We start from the raw sequence: 16,153 nt of genomic DNA on the forward strand, positions 1-16,153 counted from the left end.
CCGGATTTAAAAGAATGGGGACTAATACGAGTGTTAGTTATCAAAAACTACGAACTGACCTAGTTCACCCCATTCTTTTTCTTTTAACAAATTTAAATGTTTTTATCAGTTTGCTAATCTAAAGGAACTGACGGAAAGGAATCATTGTAATGTTGAGTATTATTTTGAAAATGAATATAATAAGTACGTCACTTCGAGTGATTTAACGAAATAAAATGGAGTTAAATCGTATCGAGAAGTATTTTGAAGTAACAAAGGTTCTCGATACAGTTTTATAAGAATTTTATTCTTGCAAAACCACTCGAACGGACGAAAAGGAATAGCATTAAAAAAATAAAATATAGAAGATGAACCCAACCATAGAAATAGCAGGAAGAAAAATAGGAATTGATTACTCACCATTAGTAATTGCAGAAATAGGAATAAACCATGAAGGTTCCTTACAAACCGCTTTTGAAATGGTGGACGCAGCAAAAAGAGCAGGAGTTGAAGTGGTAAAACATCAAACACATATTGTTGAAGATGAAATGAGTGGAGCTGCAAAAAAAGTTATTCCAGGCAATGCAACTGTTTCTATTTATGAAATTATGAAGCGTTGTTCTTTAAATGAAGAAGATGAACTTAAGTTAAAAGAATACGTAGAAAGCAAAGGAATGCTCTTTATTTCTACACCATTTTCAAGAGCAGCCGCTGACAGGTTAGAGAGAATGAATGTAAAAGCCTATAAAATAGGCTCAGGAGAGTGTAATAATTATCCGTTATTAGAACATATTGCAACATTTGGAAAACCAGTAATTTTAAGTACTGGAATGAACACGGTAGAAAGCATTAAAAAAGCAGTCGAAATTTTTGATAAATATAACGTGCCAGTAGCTTTATTGCACACTACAAATTTATATCCAACGCCGGCAAAGTTGGTGCGTTATGGAGCATTATTAGAAATGCATAAAGCATTTTCAGATAAAGTTTTCGGCTTGTCAGATCATACACTTAATAATAATGCTTGTTTAGGAGCAGTAGCCTTAGGAGCAAGCATTTTAGAACGCCATTTTACAGATACCATGCAACGTACAGGACCAGATATTGTGTGTAGTATGGATGAGCAGACTTGTTTAGGTCTAATAAAAGGAACTAAGGAAATATGGCAGATGAGAGGTGGTACTAAAAAACCCGCAAAAGAAGAACAAGTAACTATTGATTTTGCCTTTGCAACCGTTTGTAGCATTACAACTATTAAAAAAGGAGAGGAGTTTACTAAAAAGAATATTTGGGTAAAACGCCCAGGTACAGGTGATATTTTAGCTGAGAAGTATAATTCAATCATAGGAAAAGTAGCCAAACGAGATATTTTAAATGATGAACAATTGAGTTGGGAGGACATTGAATAAACGAGTTCTCAATACAGTTTCACTAAGAATTTCATTCTTAATAAAACCACTCGAACGAACGTAATGAATAAATTATACGTCACTTCGAGCTTGCCTCGCCGGAAGGCAGGTGATTTTCAGTAGAAAATTGTATCTAGAAGTAATTAGGAAGTGAGTTATTTATACGCTTTGTTACTCGAGCAGACGAAGAGTTAAGTATAACGTGATTTTAGCAATTTTTATTTGGAATAATTTAGTTAAAAATATAAACAATCGTCACTTCGAGTGATTTTCGATAGAAAATTGTATCGAGAAGTCTTTTTGAACGAGTTCTCGATACAATTTCACTAAGAATTTCATTCTTAATAAAACCACTCGAACGGACGTAATGAATAAATTATACGTCACTTCGAGCTTGCCTCGCTGGAAGGCAGGTGATTTTCGGAGAAAATTATATCGAGAAGTAATATTAAAAGAAACCTATGAAAAAAAGCTATGTATATATCTTAAAATGTTCCGATAAAACCTATTATACAGGTGTAACCAGTAACTTATCAAAAAGAATGGATGAACATAAAATAGGTTTTCATAAAAATAGTTATACATTTAAAAGAAGACCTATTGATTTAGTGTTTTATGCAGAGTTTACAGATATTAATATTGCATTTGAGAAAGAAAAACAAATAAAAAAATGGTCAAAAACAAAAAAAGAAGCATTAATTAATGGAGAATTTGATAGTTTAATTAATTTAGCAAGGAAGAAGTTTTAAACATAAGTTCTCGATACAGTTTTACTAAGAATTTCATTCTTACTAAAACCACTCGAACGGACGAGTAATAAAGAAACGTCACTTCGAGTGATTTTTATTTGAAAGAGTTTAGTTAAAAATATAAACAATCGTCACTTCGAGCCTGCCTGCCGGCGGGCAGGTGATTTAACGAAATGAAATGGAGTTAAATAGTATCGAGAAGTAATTTAAACGTACAAAATGAAGTCATAATTAATGAAAAAAATAGTATTCTTAACAGGCACACGAGCCGATTTTGGAAAAATAAAATCCTTGCTGCAAATTCTTCAAAATAATGAAGCGTTTGAAGCACATATTTTTGTAACAGGAATGCACTTACAAAAGCAATATGGTTATACGCTAATAGAAGTGGAAAAGGCAGGTTTTAAAAATATTTCCACTTTTGAAAATTTTACTCATGAAACCACGATGGATTTAACTTTAGCTAAAACTATTGAAGGTTTTTCGGCCTATATTAAAAAATTAAAACCAGATTTGATAGTTGTACATGGCGATAGAGTTGAAGCTTTGGCAGGTGCTATTGTAGGAAGTTTAAATAATATTTTAGTAGCACATATTGAAGGAGGCGAAATTTCGGGAACCATAGATGAACTTATCAGGCATTCAGTGAGTAAATTGAGTCATATTCATTTTGTTTCCAATACAGAAGCCAAAAAAAGGTTGCTTCAAATGGGAGAACTTTCTAATTCTATTTTTGAGATAGGATCACCTGATGTGGATATTATGTTTTCTAATGATTTACCAGCTATTACCGAAGTAAAAGAGTATTATGATATTACTTTTAATCATTATGCTATTGCTATGTTTCATCCTGTAACTACTGAATTTGAACAGATTAAAGAATACGCAAATAATTTTGTTTCAGCACTTATAGAAAGTAATAAAAATTATGTGGTTATTTACCCAAATAATGATTTAGGGTCTTCAATAATACTAGATGCTTATCAAAAAATTAAGATTCACAAAAACTTTAGAGTACTACCATCATTACGATTTGAATATTTTTTAACTTTATTAAAAAATACAGATTTTATTATTGGGAATTCAAGTGCTGGAGTTAGAGAAGCACCTTATTATGGAATTCCAACTATAAATATTGGTACTAGACAGCAAAACAGGGTTTTAAATAAAATTATTTTGAATGGTAACTATTCAAAAAAGGATATACTTGAGCAAATTAAATCTGTAGAATCAGTTCCAAGTTTGGGGATTAAAAGTGATTTTGGAGGAGGAAATTCTGCCCAAAAATTTATAGAAATTTTGAAGAAGAATACATTTTGGGAAATAAGTCAACAAAAACAGTTTAATGATTTAAATAGCTAGATGAAAAAAATTTGCTTTGTTATTCCTGATGGTACAGGTATTAGAAACTACCTATATTCTGAATTGGTAGATGAATTACAACATAAAAATTGTGAAATAATTTTATTGCATTCGGTTTCTATTGAAGCTATTGAAGAAATTAATAAAGTCCATAAAACTAAGTTTAAAACGTATAAATTACCAGTTTATAAAGAATCTTATTATCAAAAATATTTGAGAGAGGTTGTTTGTTATGCTAGGCTAGTACACAACACTAAGATAACAGCAAACAATACTATATTAAATAATTGGAATCCTAATACGAGTAATTTTAAAAAGGCAGTTTTTTATAAATTAGTTCAACTACTAGGAAAGTACGTTTCAAAAAAATATAAGAGAATTTTAAAATTCGAAAAAAAATATACCAAAGCTGTAGAAAGTGATTGTAATCTTCAAAAATCATTATTAAAAACTATAAATCCCGAGGTTGTTTTTTCTACACATCAACGGGCAATACAAGTAGTGCCATTAATTACTGCTGCAAAACAATTAAATATTAGCACTGTTGGAGCAATTTTTTCATGGGATAATTTGCCAAAAGCAAGGTTGACAGTTAGAACAGATAAATATATAGTCTGGTCAGAATATATGAAAAAGGAATTAAATTTATACTACCCTGAAATTAAAGATACTAACATAAATATAACAGGTACTCCCCAATTTGAATTTTATTATAACAATAAATTCATTTTAAATAAAAAAGTATTTTACAATAAATATAAGCTAGATGCATCAAAAAAAATAATTTGTTTTTCAGGTGATGATACATTGACTTCACCTTTTGATCCTAGTTACCTTGATGATTTAGCCGATGTAATTCAAAAAGAAAAATTAAATATTCAAATTTTATTGAGAAGAGCACCTGTAGATGTTTCGGGTAGATTTCAAAGTATTATTTCAAAATATCCAACTATTATAAAAGAAGCAGTTCCTTTATGGAGTTTTGATAAAAATGATAAAGATAATTGGCAAATTATTTATCCAACCTATAATGATTTGGAGCTATTAGTAAGTACTGCATTTTATTGTGATGCAGTTATAAATGTAGGTTCAACTATGGCTCATGATTTTACCATGTTTAATAAATTCGCTATTTATATAAATTATAATACCATTAATTCTAAGGCTTGGAATATAGATACTATTTATAAATTTCAACATTTTAAAAGTATGGAAGCTTTAAATTCGGTAATTTGGTTAAATTCAAGAAATGAAATTAAAAAGGTACTAAATACTATTTTTGAAAAACCTAAGTTAGACAATGAAGTTTGGTTAGATAGGATTGCCGAACATCGAAAAATAGCTTCTCAAAACATAGCAAATACATTAATCTCATGCACCTAGTTTTTTTAACCAATGAATATCCTTATAAAGCTCTGCCTCATGGTGGTATTGGAACTTTTGTGCAAAATTTAGCAAGAAATTTGGTGAAAAAAGGCATTAGTGTTTCAGTTATTGGAATAACTAGTAGTGATAAAAATATTGGAGAAGAATTAGATGAAGGAGTTAAAATTTATAGTATAAAACAATCTTCTGCTAAATTTGGTAAGTTTATTTTCAACTCTTTTAGAATTCAAAAAAAAATAAAGGAAATAAACAAAATACTAGCCGTAGATATAGTTGAGGGCTCTGAACTTTCATTTGCGTTTTTACCTAAAAGGACTTTTTACAAAAAGGTAATACGAATGCATGGAGGTCATCATTTTTTTGCGATAACCTTAAATAAAAAAACTGCTTTTTGGAGAGCATTTCAAGAAAAACAGTCGTTTAAAAAAGCAGATGCATTGATTGCGGTTAGTAATTATGTGGGTGAAACTACACAACAATTACTTCAATTTAAACTTTCCTTTAAAACCATTTATAATTTTATTGATTTTGGTAAATTTAATAATGAAAATGAAATTAAGCAGGAATTAAATGCTATTCTTTTTATTGGTACTATCTGTGAAAAAAAAGGAGTTAAACAATTAGTAGAAGCTTTTTCAATAGTTAAAAAGAAAATTCCAAACGCAACACTACACTTAGTAGGAAGAGATTGGTCTAATAATACTATAAAATCCTACATTAATCATATTAAAACAATAATACCTTTGGAAGACTTAAAAGCTATTAAATTTTATGGTACAATGCCTTACTATGCAATACCTGAGATTTTAGCAAAAGCCCACGTATGTGTATATCCATCACATATGGAATCCTTTGGATTGACACTTGTTGAAGCTATGGCAATGCATAAACCTATAGTTTATAGTAATATTCCTCCATTTAATGAAATAATTACAAATGAGGTTTCAGGGTTAGCATGCAATCCTTTTAATTCCAATGATATTGCTCAAAAAATCATAAAAATTTTAATAAATAAAGAATTAGGAATTAAATTAAGTGAAAATGCTAAAAATGAAGTTATTAATAAATTTAGTGCTACTAAATTAGTAAAAGAAAATATTAATTTTTATAATTCAATAGTTTGAAATTCACGATAATAACACATGCTGTTCATAAAATTAAAGAGAAAGATGTTTTCGCTTATGAACCTTATGTACGTGAAATGAATTTATGGTTAAAATATGTAGATGAGGTTAAAATTGTTGCACCAGTTTCAAATGAAGAAATAGCTGCTATTGAAAGTAAGTATCAATTTCAGCATAATGAAACAAAACGTCATAGCGAATCTGCCTGTCCGGCAGGCAGGCAAGGTGAAGCTATCTTATCCAATGAACAGATTACCACGTCGCACACTCCTCGCAATGACGAATCCGAACGTCATAGCGAATCTGCCTGTCCGGCAGGCAGGCAAGGTGAAGCTATCTTATCTAACGAACAGATTGCCACGTCGCACACTCCTCGCAATGATGAAATTAAATTAATTGAAATACCTTCATTTGATATTACATTATTTAAAAATGGATTAAACGCTATTTTTAAAATACCCAAAATCCTTCTGAATATTTATAAAGCAATGAAATGGGCAGACCACATTCATTTGCGTTGCCCAGGCAACATAGGATTATTGGGAAGTATTGTCCAAATTGCATTTCCTTCAAAGCCTAAAACTATAAAATATGCAGGTAATTGGGATCCAAAAAGTAAGCAGCCTTTAAGTTATCGTTTTCAAAAATGGCTAGTAAGCAATACGTTTTTAACTAAAAATGCAAAAGTATTAGTTTATGGAGAGTGGGCTAACCAAAGTAAAAATATTGTTCCTTTTTTTACGGCAAGTTATTCGGAAAAGGAATTATTAGAAGAGCAGATTGCTACATCTCAAATTTATAGTAATAAAGACACCAAACGTCATTCCGCACCTGATGCGGAATCTCATAAATACCATTTTTTATTTGTTGGAGGATTAACACCAGGAAAACAACCATTATTAAGTGTCCAAGTAATTCATCAACTAAAAGAAAAAGGGTATACAGTGCAACTTGACGTATATGGTGAAGGTACTGAACAATCTAAACTAGAAAATTATATTCGTACACATTCTTTAAAAAAGGAAGTGATTCTTCATGGAAATACTTCAAAAGAAATAGTAAAAGAAGCGTATAAAAAGGCTCACTTCTTAGTATTTATTTCCAAATCAGAAGGTTGGCCAAAAGTTGTTGCTGAAGCTATGTTTTGGGGTTGTTTACCAATTTCGAGTAATGTATCTTGCATTCCGTTTATGTTAGGAAATGGGAGTAGAGGAGCAATTGCAAATCCAAATATAAATGAAATTGTTTCAGTTGTTGAAAGCTATATTTGTGATAATGAAAAATATCAAATACAAGTAAAAGAAGCAATGGAGTGGTCAAGGCAATATACATTGGAAAAGTTTGAAAAGGAAATTGGGAAGTTGCTAAAATAAGCCTGCCTGCCGGACAGGCAGGTTCAGCATGACGAAAACGACGCCATTCTCAGTAGGTCATTGAGCGTAGTCGAAGTGTTGACTGAGAATCTTTTGACGAGAATTAAAAAGAAAATTAAGTTTAATAAGTGACAGATGCTGAATCAAGTTCAGCATGACGAAAACAACGTCATTCTCAGCTTGACTGAGAATCTTTTAATATGAAAGAGAAAGTAAAAGATACTGAAGGAAGCCTGCCTGCCGGACAGGTAAGTTTAGCATGACGAAACACAACGTCATTCTCAGCTCGACTGGGAATCTTTTGAAATGAAGTTTAAATGCTAATTGAAAAATAATGAAAGAAAGTTATACCTATATTTTAAGTAATAAAAATAGAACAGTTTTATATATTGGGGTAACTTCTAATTTAATTAAAAGAGTTGAAGATCATAAAAACAGTATAGGTTCAGAGTTTACAAAAAAATATAATGTTAATGAATTATTATATTTTGAAACTTTTACAGAGATAAATCAAGCTATAAATAGAGAAAAACAATTAAAAAATTGGAATAAAGAATGGAAATGGAATTTAATAAAAGAAAATAATCCTGATTTAGTAGATTTGTATGATGAAATGTAAGTTATATAGTAACAGATGCTGAAATAAGCCTGCCTGCCGGACAGGCAGGTTCAGCATGACGAAAACAACGTCATTCTCAGTAGGTCACTGAGCGTAGTCGAAGTGTTGACTGGGAATCTTTTAAAGGAATTAAAAGAAAACTAAGTTTAATAAGTAAAAGATACTGAAGGAAGCTTGCCTGCCGGACAGGTAAGTTCAGCATGACGAAAACAACGTCATTCCGTACTGGTTGCGGAATCTCATGATATAAAAGAGAAAGTAACAGATGCTGAAACAAGTCCAGCATGACGAAAACAACGTCATTCTCAGCTTGACAAAAGAATAATAAAATAAGTACTGTATAGCAGTAATGAAAAATAAACTAAAAGTCATACAAATTATAGATTCCTTAAACCCAGGAGGTGCAGAAATGATGGCAGTAAATATTGCTAATGGTTTAGCAAAAAACGGTATAAAATCATTTTTATGTGCTACTCGTATAGAAGGAGATTTAAAAACTAAAATTAATGATGAGGTAGGTTATCTGTTTTTAAATAAAAAATCATCTTTAGGTATAAATACTTTTATAAAATTGAGTAAATTTATTAAAAGGAATCAAATAGCTATAATTCATGCACATTCATCTTCCTATTTTATAGCTTCTATAATAAAAGTTATGAATCCAAGTGTTAAGTTAGTATGGCATAATCATTATGGAAATAGTGAAAACCTTCCCATATTAAATAAAATTCTTTTGATTGGAATATCTAATATATTTAATTCAACAATTTCTGTAAATTTAAAATTAAAAGAATGGGCTATTTCAACTCTAAAGTCTAAAAACAATTATTACCTCCCAAATTTTGCATCTCTTAACGCTAAAATTAAAGAAACAACTTTTTTAAAGAAAAATAATAATACTAGAATACTATGTTTAGCTAATTTTAGACCTGAAAAAGATCACATTAATTTGTTAAAAGCCTTTATAAAAGTTCAAAAAACACATTCAGATTGGACCTTACATTTAATTGGGTTAGATTTAATGAATAATTATTCAGATAGTATTAAATCTTTCATCATCAAACATCAATTAACTAATACTGTATTTTTATATGGAGCATGTCAGGATATAGCATTTATTTTAGAGCAAGCTACTATTGGAATTTTAGCATCAAAATCAGAAGGATTACCTGTTGCTTTATTAGAATATGGATTGGCAAAATTATCCGTAGTAGTTACTAATGTAGGCGATTGTGCAAATGTAGTAACAAATGAAATTAACGGATTGATAGTTCCTCCTAATAATGATGTATTATTAGGAGAAGCAATTTTAAAACTAATAAATAAACCAAAATTATCTAAAACTTTAGGAGAAGAATTATTTAATACGGTAACTTCAAAATTTTCTAAAGAAAAGTATATTTCTAAATTAATTAAAATATATCATTGAATAGTAAAACTTCATATGGCAGGCTAATTCTAGCTATAATTCATCTTGTTTTAGGAGTTTTATTGCTTGTAGGGATTGTTGCAAAAGTATATTCTACTTTAATTGTTGCATTTGGCATTTTGTTTATTATTAAATCTAAAAATAAACACAATGAAGCAATGCTTTGGAGTGCTTATTTAGTTGGAGCAGAGGTTTTATTTAGAATGTCTGGTGGTACACTTTTTTATGAGTTGCCAAAATACTCAGTTTTACTTTTCTTGCTTTTAGGTTTATTTGTAGAAAAGAAAAAACATGCAGTTTCAATAACCTATTTAATTTATATTCTTTTATTATTAATAGGAATAGCTTTTACTAATATTCCTTTTACAGAATCTATACGAAAAGCAGTTGCATTTAATTTAAGTGGTCCTATTTTATTAGGGGTTTCTGCAATTTATTTTTATAAGCGAAAAATTACGTTACAAAAGTTGATGGACATGTTATTTTATATGTTATTACCTATAATTTCTATGCTAAGTTTGTTATATTTTAAATCTCCTGATATTAAAGATATTACCTTTAATACGGAAGCCAATTTTGCAACCTCTGGTGGATTTGGGCCTAACCAAGTAGCGACTATTTTGGGCTTAGGTATTTTTATTGTTACAGTATATTTATTTTTTAAAAAACGAATATTTCATGTATTTTTAATAGATATTTTTCTTTTAATCTATTTAATTTTTAGAGGTTTGTTAACGTTTTCTAGAGGAGGAATTCTAACATCATTTTTAGCAATAGGTTTTTTTACATTTTTTTACATTTTAGCAACTAAAGATAAATTGAAAAATTTGATAAAATTTGCAACTTTATTTGTATTTTTTGGAATTGCTTTGTTACTATACACCTCAAATTTAACGGGTGGGATGCTAATGAACCGATATACCAATAAGAATGCAGCTGGAATTGAAAAAAACGATATTTCAACTGGAAGAGTAATAATTTTTGAAACAGATTTAGAAGGCTTTTTAGATCATCCATTTTTTGGGTTGGGAGTTGGTGGAAGTAAATTTTATAGATTAGATAAATTAGATAGATATGCCGCATCACATAATGAAGTAAGCAGATTATTAAGCGAACACGGAATGATTGGATTAATAATCTTGTTTTTATTGATAGTTGTGCCTATAAAAAGCATGAAAAATCAATCTAATTTAGCTAGAGCATTTTTAGGTGCATTCTTTCTATTTTGGTTTTTAACCATTAATCACTCGGCAATGCGTATTGCATTTCCGGGATTTATTTATGGATTAAGTTTAATAACATTAAAAATAAATGAAGAAAATTTTATATATAGGAAATAATTTTGCTAAAAACAGCAAGTATCATTCAGCTATGGAAACTTTAAGCAGTTTGCTAACAGCTGAAGGCTTTGAGGTTATAAAATCTTCTTCAAAAAAAAATAGAATCCTTCGTTTGTTTGCTATGTGTACCACAACTATAAAACTTAGAAACAAAGTTGATTTTATATTAATTGATACTTTTAGTACCTTAAATTTTTGGTATGCAGTAATTATTTCTCAATTGGCTAGACTTTTTAAAATAGAATATATTTCTATTTTACATGGAGGAAATTTACCTCATAGATTACATAAAAACCCATTTTTATCAAAATTAATATTTGATAATTCTTATAAAAATGTTACTCCATCAAAATATTTGGAAGTGGAATTTAATAAATGCAATTTTAAAACGGAATATATTCCAAATCCAATTACATTAGCTGATTATCAATTTATCGAAAGGAAAAATAGTCAACCAAATTTACTTTGGGTACGTGCTTTTGATAAAATATACAATCCGTTATTAGCTGTAAATGTGTTGTTTGAATTAAAAAAGAAATATTCTAATGCAACTTTATGTATGGTTGGACCAGATAAAGATGGAACTTTGGGTGAGGCTAAAAAATTAGCAAAAAAGCTTGAAATTTATGAAAGTATTAAATTTACAGGCGTTTTACCAAAAGAAGAATGGCATCAACTTTCAATAAAATATAATATTTTTATCAATACAACAACCATTGATAATATGCCTGTGAGCATTATTGAAGCTATGGCTTTGGGTTTTCCTATTGTTTCAACTAATGTAGGTGGATTATCTTATTTAATTGATAATGAAGTGGATGGATTGTTGGTTTTACCCAATAATAAAATTGAAATGGTTAATGCCATTAAACGGTTAATAAATAGTCCTACATTGGCAAATAAACTATCAACCAATGCACGAAAAAAAGCGGAAACATTTGATATTAAAGGTATTACAAATCAATGGTTAAAATTACTAACATAGTGTTTTACAAACTTATATTTAATATCGGTAAAAAATTAAGAAATCCATCTTTAAATAATTGGTTCAATTTTTTAAAAGAATCCGAAAGGTGGTCTTTGAGTTCTATTAAAACTTATCAATTAAAAAAACTACAAAAATTAATTAAAATAGCTTATAATCAATCTGATTATTATAAGCAAATATTTGATAAAATTGGGATTCATCCATCTGAAATTAAAACTTTAGAAGATATTCAAAAATTACCTATTTTAACCAAATCTGATTTAATAAAAAATAAATCTACGATACAAACTTCTATTAAATTTAAAAAAGTTTTTAAAGCAAATACTTCTGGAAGTACAGGGCAATCTTTAAATTTTTTACGAAATGAATCTGCTGATTCATTTAATAGAGCTTCAATTTTTAGAGGATATTCTTGGTTTAATGTTAAGCCTTGGGAATTGAATGGTTATTTTTGGGGCTATAATTTATCTATTTTTAAACGATTAAAACTTAAGTTGCTAGATGTTTTACAAAATCGATTTAGAATATTTAGTTTTGAAGAAAAACCATTACTTAAATTTATTAAAAAGTTAAAAAAAGCTAATTTTTTACACGGATATTCATCAATGATATATGAAGTTGCAAAATATATTAATAAGAATAATCTATCAAATCATTTTAAATTAAAAATGGTTAAAGGAACTTCTGAAAAGATTTTTGATAGCTATCAAAGTGAAGTTAAAAAGGCATTTGGTTTAAAAATGATAAGTGAATATGGTGCAGCCGAAACAGGTATTATTGCTTTTGAATGTTCTAAAGGAAATATGCATATTAATATGGAAGGCGTTATAGTTGAAGTGATTGATAATGAGGTTATTGTAACTAATTTACAAATGACTTCTTTTCCTGTAATTAGATATAAATTAGGAGATTATATTAAACTAGCTCCAAAAGAAAAAAAATGTTCTTGTGGTATGAAACATTTAATTATTGAAGAAGTTACGGGTAGAGTAGGTTCTATAATTTATGGCTCTAAAAACAATTATCCAAGTTTGTACCTCTATTATATTTTCAAGAATTTGGGGATAGAAAATGCTTTATTTTTAACCTATCAAGTAATTCAAAAATCAAAAGGAAATTTAATTTTTAAAGTTGCCGAAACTTTAAATAAAAATGATTTAGTTTTGGTAAAAAAGGAAATTGAAAAATATTTTAAGCACGATTTAGTTTATGAAATTATAGATCATCAAAACCTAAATTCTAATAATCAACAAAAAACAAAAAGTTTCATTTCAGAAATCGGTTAAAGACAGTATGGATAAATTAGTATCAATAATTACCCCGAATTTTAATTGTGAAAAATTTATAGCAGCTACTATTAAAAGTGTTATTAATCAAACCTATAAAAATTGGGAATTGATTATTGTAGATGACTGTTCTACAGATAATTCTGTTAAAATTATTAATGATTTTATTAGTAAAGGTGAAAGAATAAAATTGATTAAACTTAATAAGAACTCAGGACCAGCAGTTGCTAGAAATAAAGCTATTGAGTTGTCAAAAGGAGATTATATGGCTTTTTTAGATAGCGATGATTTATGGGATTCAGAAAAGTTAGAAATCCAATTGAACTTTATGGAATCAAAACAAATTGCCTTATCCTTTACATCCTATTTTTCTGTGAATGAGGAAGGTGTAAAACTAAAAATGATAGAAGCTAAGCAAAAGATTTCCTATAAAAATTTATTAACTAATAATTATATTGGTTGTTTAACAGCAATGTATTCTGTAAAACAATTGGGGAAGGTATATTTTCCTAACATTAAGAAAAGACAAGATTGGGCATTATGGCTAAAAATAACTAAATCTGGAGTTTTAGCACATGGTATAAATAAACCTTTGGCATACTACACTAAAAGGGATTTTTCCGTATCAAGTAATAAGTGGGATTTACTCAAATACAATTGGAAAATTTATAGAGAATTTGAAAACCTTAGTATAGTTGTCTCCTTTTATTATTTTATACAATTGTTTTTAAAGAAAATAGTAAAATAATTTTTTTGTGTCCGTAAATAGTAATAATAAAGAACAACGTCATGCTGAACTTGTTTCAGCATCTCATTTCCATTTGATAACCAGTGTTTTATTGAATACGACCCTGAAACAAGTTCAGGGTGACGAACATTATGTAGGATTACGGACAATCAGAAATAAATTTTTTAATTATGGAAGTTGAAATATATATTATAAAAAATAACCTAACTTTGAATGCTTAAGTAACCAATATTTAAACCTATTTTAAATGCCCCAACCAAAAAACATTCATTTTAGTATTTCAGAGCGTAAAATATATTTACGTATTATGGATATTGCTTTTGTATTATGCTGCTTTTATTTAGTTACTGTTTTTACCGATTATTCTTACTTAAATTTTTCGAATCCTAAAAGTTTAACTTGGACACTTTTATTAATTTTTTACATCTATTTTTTTGGAGAAATTTTTGAAATGTATCAGCTAAAAGTAGCAAGTGATATTTATTTAACGTTAAGAAGTGTTTTTATAACCATTATTTTTACTTCCATTTTCTATGTTTTTACTCCAGTTTTATCTCCAGAATTACCAGAAAACAGAATCCAAGTTGCTTATTTTATTTTAGGTCTTTTTAGTGCAATATTTTTAAATAGATGGTTGTATATAAAATTTATTTTTGCACCTCGGTTTTCTAAAAACATTTTAATTATTGCTAATTCAGAAACCGTTAAAAAGCTATTGGAAATAACTAAAATTGATTTAAATTCGAATCGATTTATTGGATATATTTCAAATCAACCTATTGAAGATAACGAAATTCCATTTGTAAATATAGATACTGTAAATCTAGAAAGTTATGTACAAAAGTATTTTGTCAATGAAATTATTGTGGCTTCAACTAAATTAAATTTAATTCAAAATAAAATTAATAACCAGTTAATTGATCTATTTGAAAAAGGAATGGTGGTTAGAAGTATTGATGATTTTATAGAAGAAGAAACTAGCCGTATTTCTGAAGATCATTTGTCAGAAGATTTCTATAATAATTTTTCGTTTAGCAAAAGTCATCAAAATAATTTATATGTAGCTTTTAGACGTTTACTAGATATTATTTTTTCGTTAATCGGAATTGTTATTTTAATTATTTTAATTCCATTTATTGTTATTGGAAATTTAGTTGGAAATAGAGGGAAACTATTTTATAAACAACAAAGAGTTGGTAAAAAAGGAAAGGAATTTGCTATTATAAAATTTAGAACTATGATTGCAGATTCAGAAAAAAATGGAGCAGTTTGGGCAGAAAAAAATGATAAACGAATAACATCATTTGGTAGGATTCTTAGAAAATCTAGAATTGATGAAGTTCCCCAATTTATTAATGTTCTAAAAGGAGAAATGAGCCTGATTGGTCCTCGTCCTGAACGAAGAGAATTTGTAGATAAATTAGTTAAAAAATTACCATTTTATGCTTTAAGACACGTGATAAAACCCGGTTTAACAGGTTGGGCACAAGTAAAGCATCCTTACGCAAATACCATGCAAGACCAGCATAAAAAATTGCTATACGATTTATATTATATTAGAGAGCGTAACTTAATTATGGATTTTAAAATAATCATAAAAACCATTAGCACTGTTCTGTTTTTCAGGGGAACTTAAAATATTACTACAAGGAGTATTTCACACTTTATTTCGTCATTACGAGGAGTAATAACGACGAAGTAATCTGTCACTCTATCGCATCACGTCATTACGAAAGAGGTACGACTGAAGTAATCTCATCAATAGAGCAGCAGATTGCTTCACTACATTTCATTCCGTTCGCAATGACGCTATTATGAGGAATTTTACACACTTTCTCACGTCATTACGAGGAGTGATAACGACGAAGTAATCTGTCACTCTATCTCATCACGTCATTACGAAAGAGGCACGACGAAGTAATCTCATCAATAGAAGCAGCAGATTGCTTCACTACATTTCATTCCGCTCGCAATGACGTTGTTATGAGGAATTTTACACACTTTCTCACGTCATTACGAGGAAGAGATAACGACGAAGTAATCTCATCAATAGAAGCAGCAGATTGCTTCACTACATTTCATTCCGCTCGCAATGACGTTGTTATGAGGAATTTTATACACTTTCTCACGTCATAACGTATTCTATGACTCCACCAAATATATTTCAAATATTTTCAGGCAGCATATTTTAGTATATCTACATAAGGTGTTTGTCGTTTTATAGTTGCAAAAAATCTAGCTAATAATTTACATCTGATTATATTAATTGTACTCATTTTATTTTTGCCTTGTTCGACTCTACGCTTATAATATATTTTCATTTCAGGATTGTTTTGTATCGCAGATTTAGCACACAAATCA

The 16,153-nt window shown here is 28.8% G+C and carries 13 protein-coding genes and 1 pseudogene; 13 read left to right on the forward strand and 1 reads right to left on the reverse strand.

Annotation, left to right across the window (positions count from 1 at the left end):
• Nucleotides 1-347 precede the first annotated feature (347 nt).
• The 13 genes from neuB (at nucleotide 348) to L3J60_RS11670 (ending at nucleotide 15,428) form a co-directional block, all read left to right on the forward strand.
• The gene (gene neuB, locus L3J60_RS11610; RefSeq protein ID WP_291975710.1) at nucleotides 348-1,388 is read left to right on the forward strand and encodes an N-acetylneuraminate synthase; all 1,041 of its coding nucleotides are present in this window, start codon (nucleotides 348-350) and stop codon (nucleotides 1,386-1,388) included.
• A gap of 461 nt (nucleotides 1,389-1,849) precedes the next feature.
• Nucleotides 1,850-2,137 (forward strand): GIY-YIG nuclease family protein, encoded by a 288-nt coding sequence (locus L3J60_RS11615; RefSeq protein WP_291975711.1) that lies wholly within the window; start codon nucleotides 1,850-1,852, stop codon nucleotides 2,135-2,137.
• A 234-nt stretch (nucleotides 2,138-2,371) separates the two neighbouring features.
• Nucleotides 2,372-3,499: a UDP-N-acetylglucosamine 2-epimerase gene (neuC, locus tag L3J60_RS11620; protein ID WP_291975713.1), complete on the forward strand. Its 1,128-nt coding sequence runs from the start codon at nucleotides 2,372-2,374 to the stop codon at nucleotides 3,497-3,499.
• Nucleotides 3,500-4,882 (forward strand): hypothetical protein, encoded by a 1,383-nt coding sequence (locus L3J60_RS11625; RefSeq protein ID WP_291975714.1) that lies wholly within the window; start codon nucleotides 3,500-3,502, stop codon nucleotides 4,880-4,882.
• Entirely contained in the window at nucleotides 4,873-6,009 is a 1,137-nt protein-coding gene (locus L3J60_RS11630) for a glycosyltransferase family 4 protein (RefSeq protein WP_291975715.1), read from the forward strand. Before L3J60_RS11625 ends, L3J60_RS11630 begins: the two co-directional genes overlap by 10 nt.
• Nucleotides 6,006-7,382, forward strand: a complete 1,377-nt coding sequence (locus L3J60_RS11635; protein ID WP_291975716.1) for a glycosyltransferase — start codon at nucleotides 6,006-6,008, stop codon at nucleotides 7,380-7,382. Before L3J60_RS11630 ends, L3J60_RS11635 begins: the two co-directional genes overlap by 4 nt.
• Nucleotides 7,383-7,716: 334 nt before the next feature.
• Nucleotides 7,717-8,001, forward strand: coding sequence for a GIY-YIG nuclease family protein (locus tag L3J60_RS11640; RefSeq protein ID WP_291975717.1), 285 nt, complete (start codon nucleotides 7,717-7,719; stop codon nucleotides 7,999-8,001).
• Between the two features lie 349 nt (nucleotides 8,002-8,350).
• Nucleotides 8,351-9,430, forward strand: coding sequence for a glycosyltransferase (locus tag L3J60_RS11645; RefSeq protein WP_291975718.1), 1,080 nt, complete (start codon nucleotides 8,351-8,353; stop codon nucleotides 9,428-9,430).
• On the forward strand, nucleotides 9,427-10,770 hold the full coding sequence (locus tag L3J60_RS11650; RefSeq protein WP_291975719.1) for an O-antigen ligase family protein: 1,344 nt from the start codon (nucleotides 9,427-9,429) through the stop codon (nucleotides 10,768-10,770). The genes L3J60_RS11645 and L3J60_RS11650 overlap by 4 nt, the downstream gene beginning before the upstream one ends.
• A complete protein-coding gene (locus L3J60_RS11655) occupies nucleotides 10,742-11,755 on the forward strand; it encodes a glycosyltransferase family 4 protein (protein ID WP_291975720.1) in 1,014 nt (337 codons plus the stop codon). Before L3J60_RS11650 ends, L3J60_RS11655 begins: the two co-directional genes overlap by 29 nt.
• Nucleotides 11,755-13,044: a phenylacetate--CoA ligase family protein gene (locus L3J60_RS11660; RefSeq protein ID WP_291975721.1), complete on the forward strand. Its 1,290-nt coding sequence runs from the start codon at nucleotides 11,755-11,757 to the stop codon at nucleotides 13,042-13,044. Before L3J60_RS11655 ends, L3J60_RS11660 begins: the two co-directional genes overlap by 1 nt.
• A gap of 7 nt (nucleotides 13,045-13,051) precedes the next feature.
• Nucleotides 13,052-13,792 (forward strand): glycosyltransferase family 2 protein, encoded by a 741-nt coding sequence (locus L3J60_RS11665; protein ID WP_291975722.1) that lies wholly within the window; start codon nucleotides 13,052-13,054, stop codon nucleotides 13,790-13,792.
• Nucleotides 13,793-14,039: 247 nt separating this feature from the next.
• A complete protein-coding gene (locus L3J60_RS11670) occupies nucleotides 14,040-15,428 on the forward strand; it encodes an exopolysaccharide biosynthesis polyprenyl glycosylphosphotransferase (RefSeq protein ID WP_291975723.1) in 1,389 nt (462 codons plus the stop codon).
• Between the two features lie 538 nt (nucleotides 15,429-15,966).
• On the opposite strand, the pseudogene L3J60_RS11675 reads toward L3J60_RS11670, so the two are convergent.
• Nucleotides 15,967-16,153, reverse strand: a pseudogene (locus L3J60_RS11675) (IS110 family transposase); the annotation flags it as partial.

This window comes from Lutibacter sp., from assembly GCF_021647475.1.
GTDB lineage: Bacteria > Bacteroidota > Bacteroidia > Flavobacteriales > Flavobacteriaceae > Lutibacter.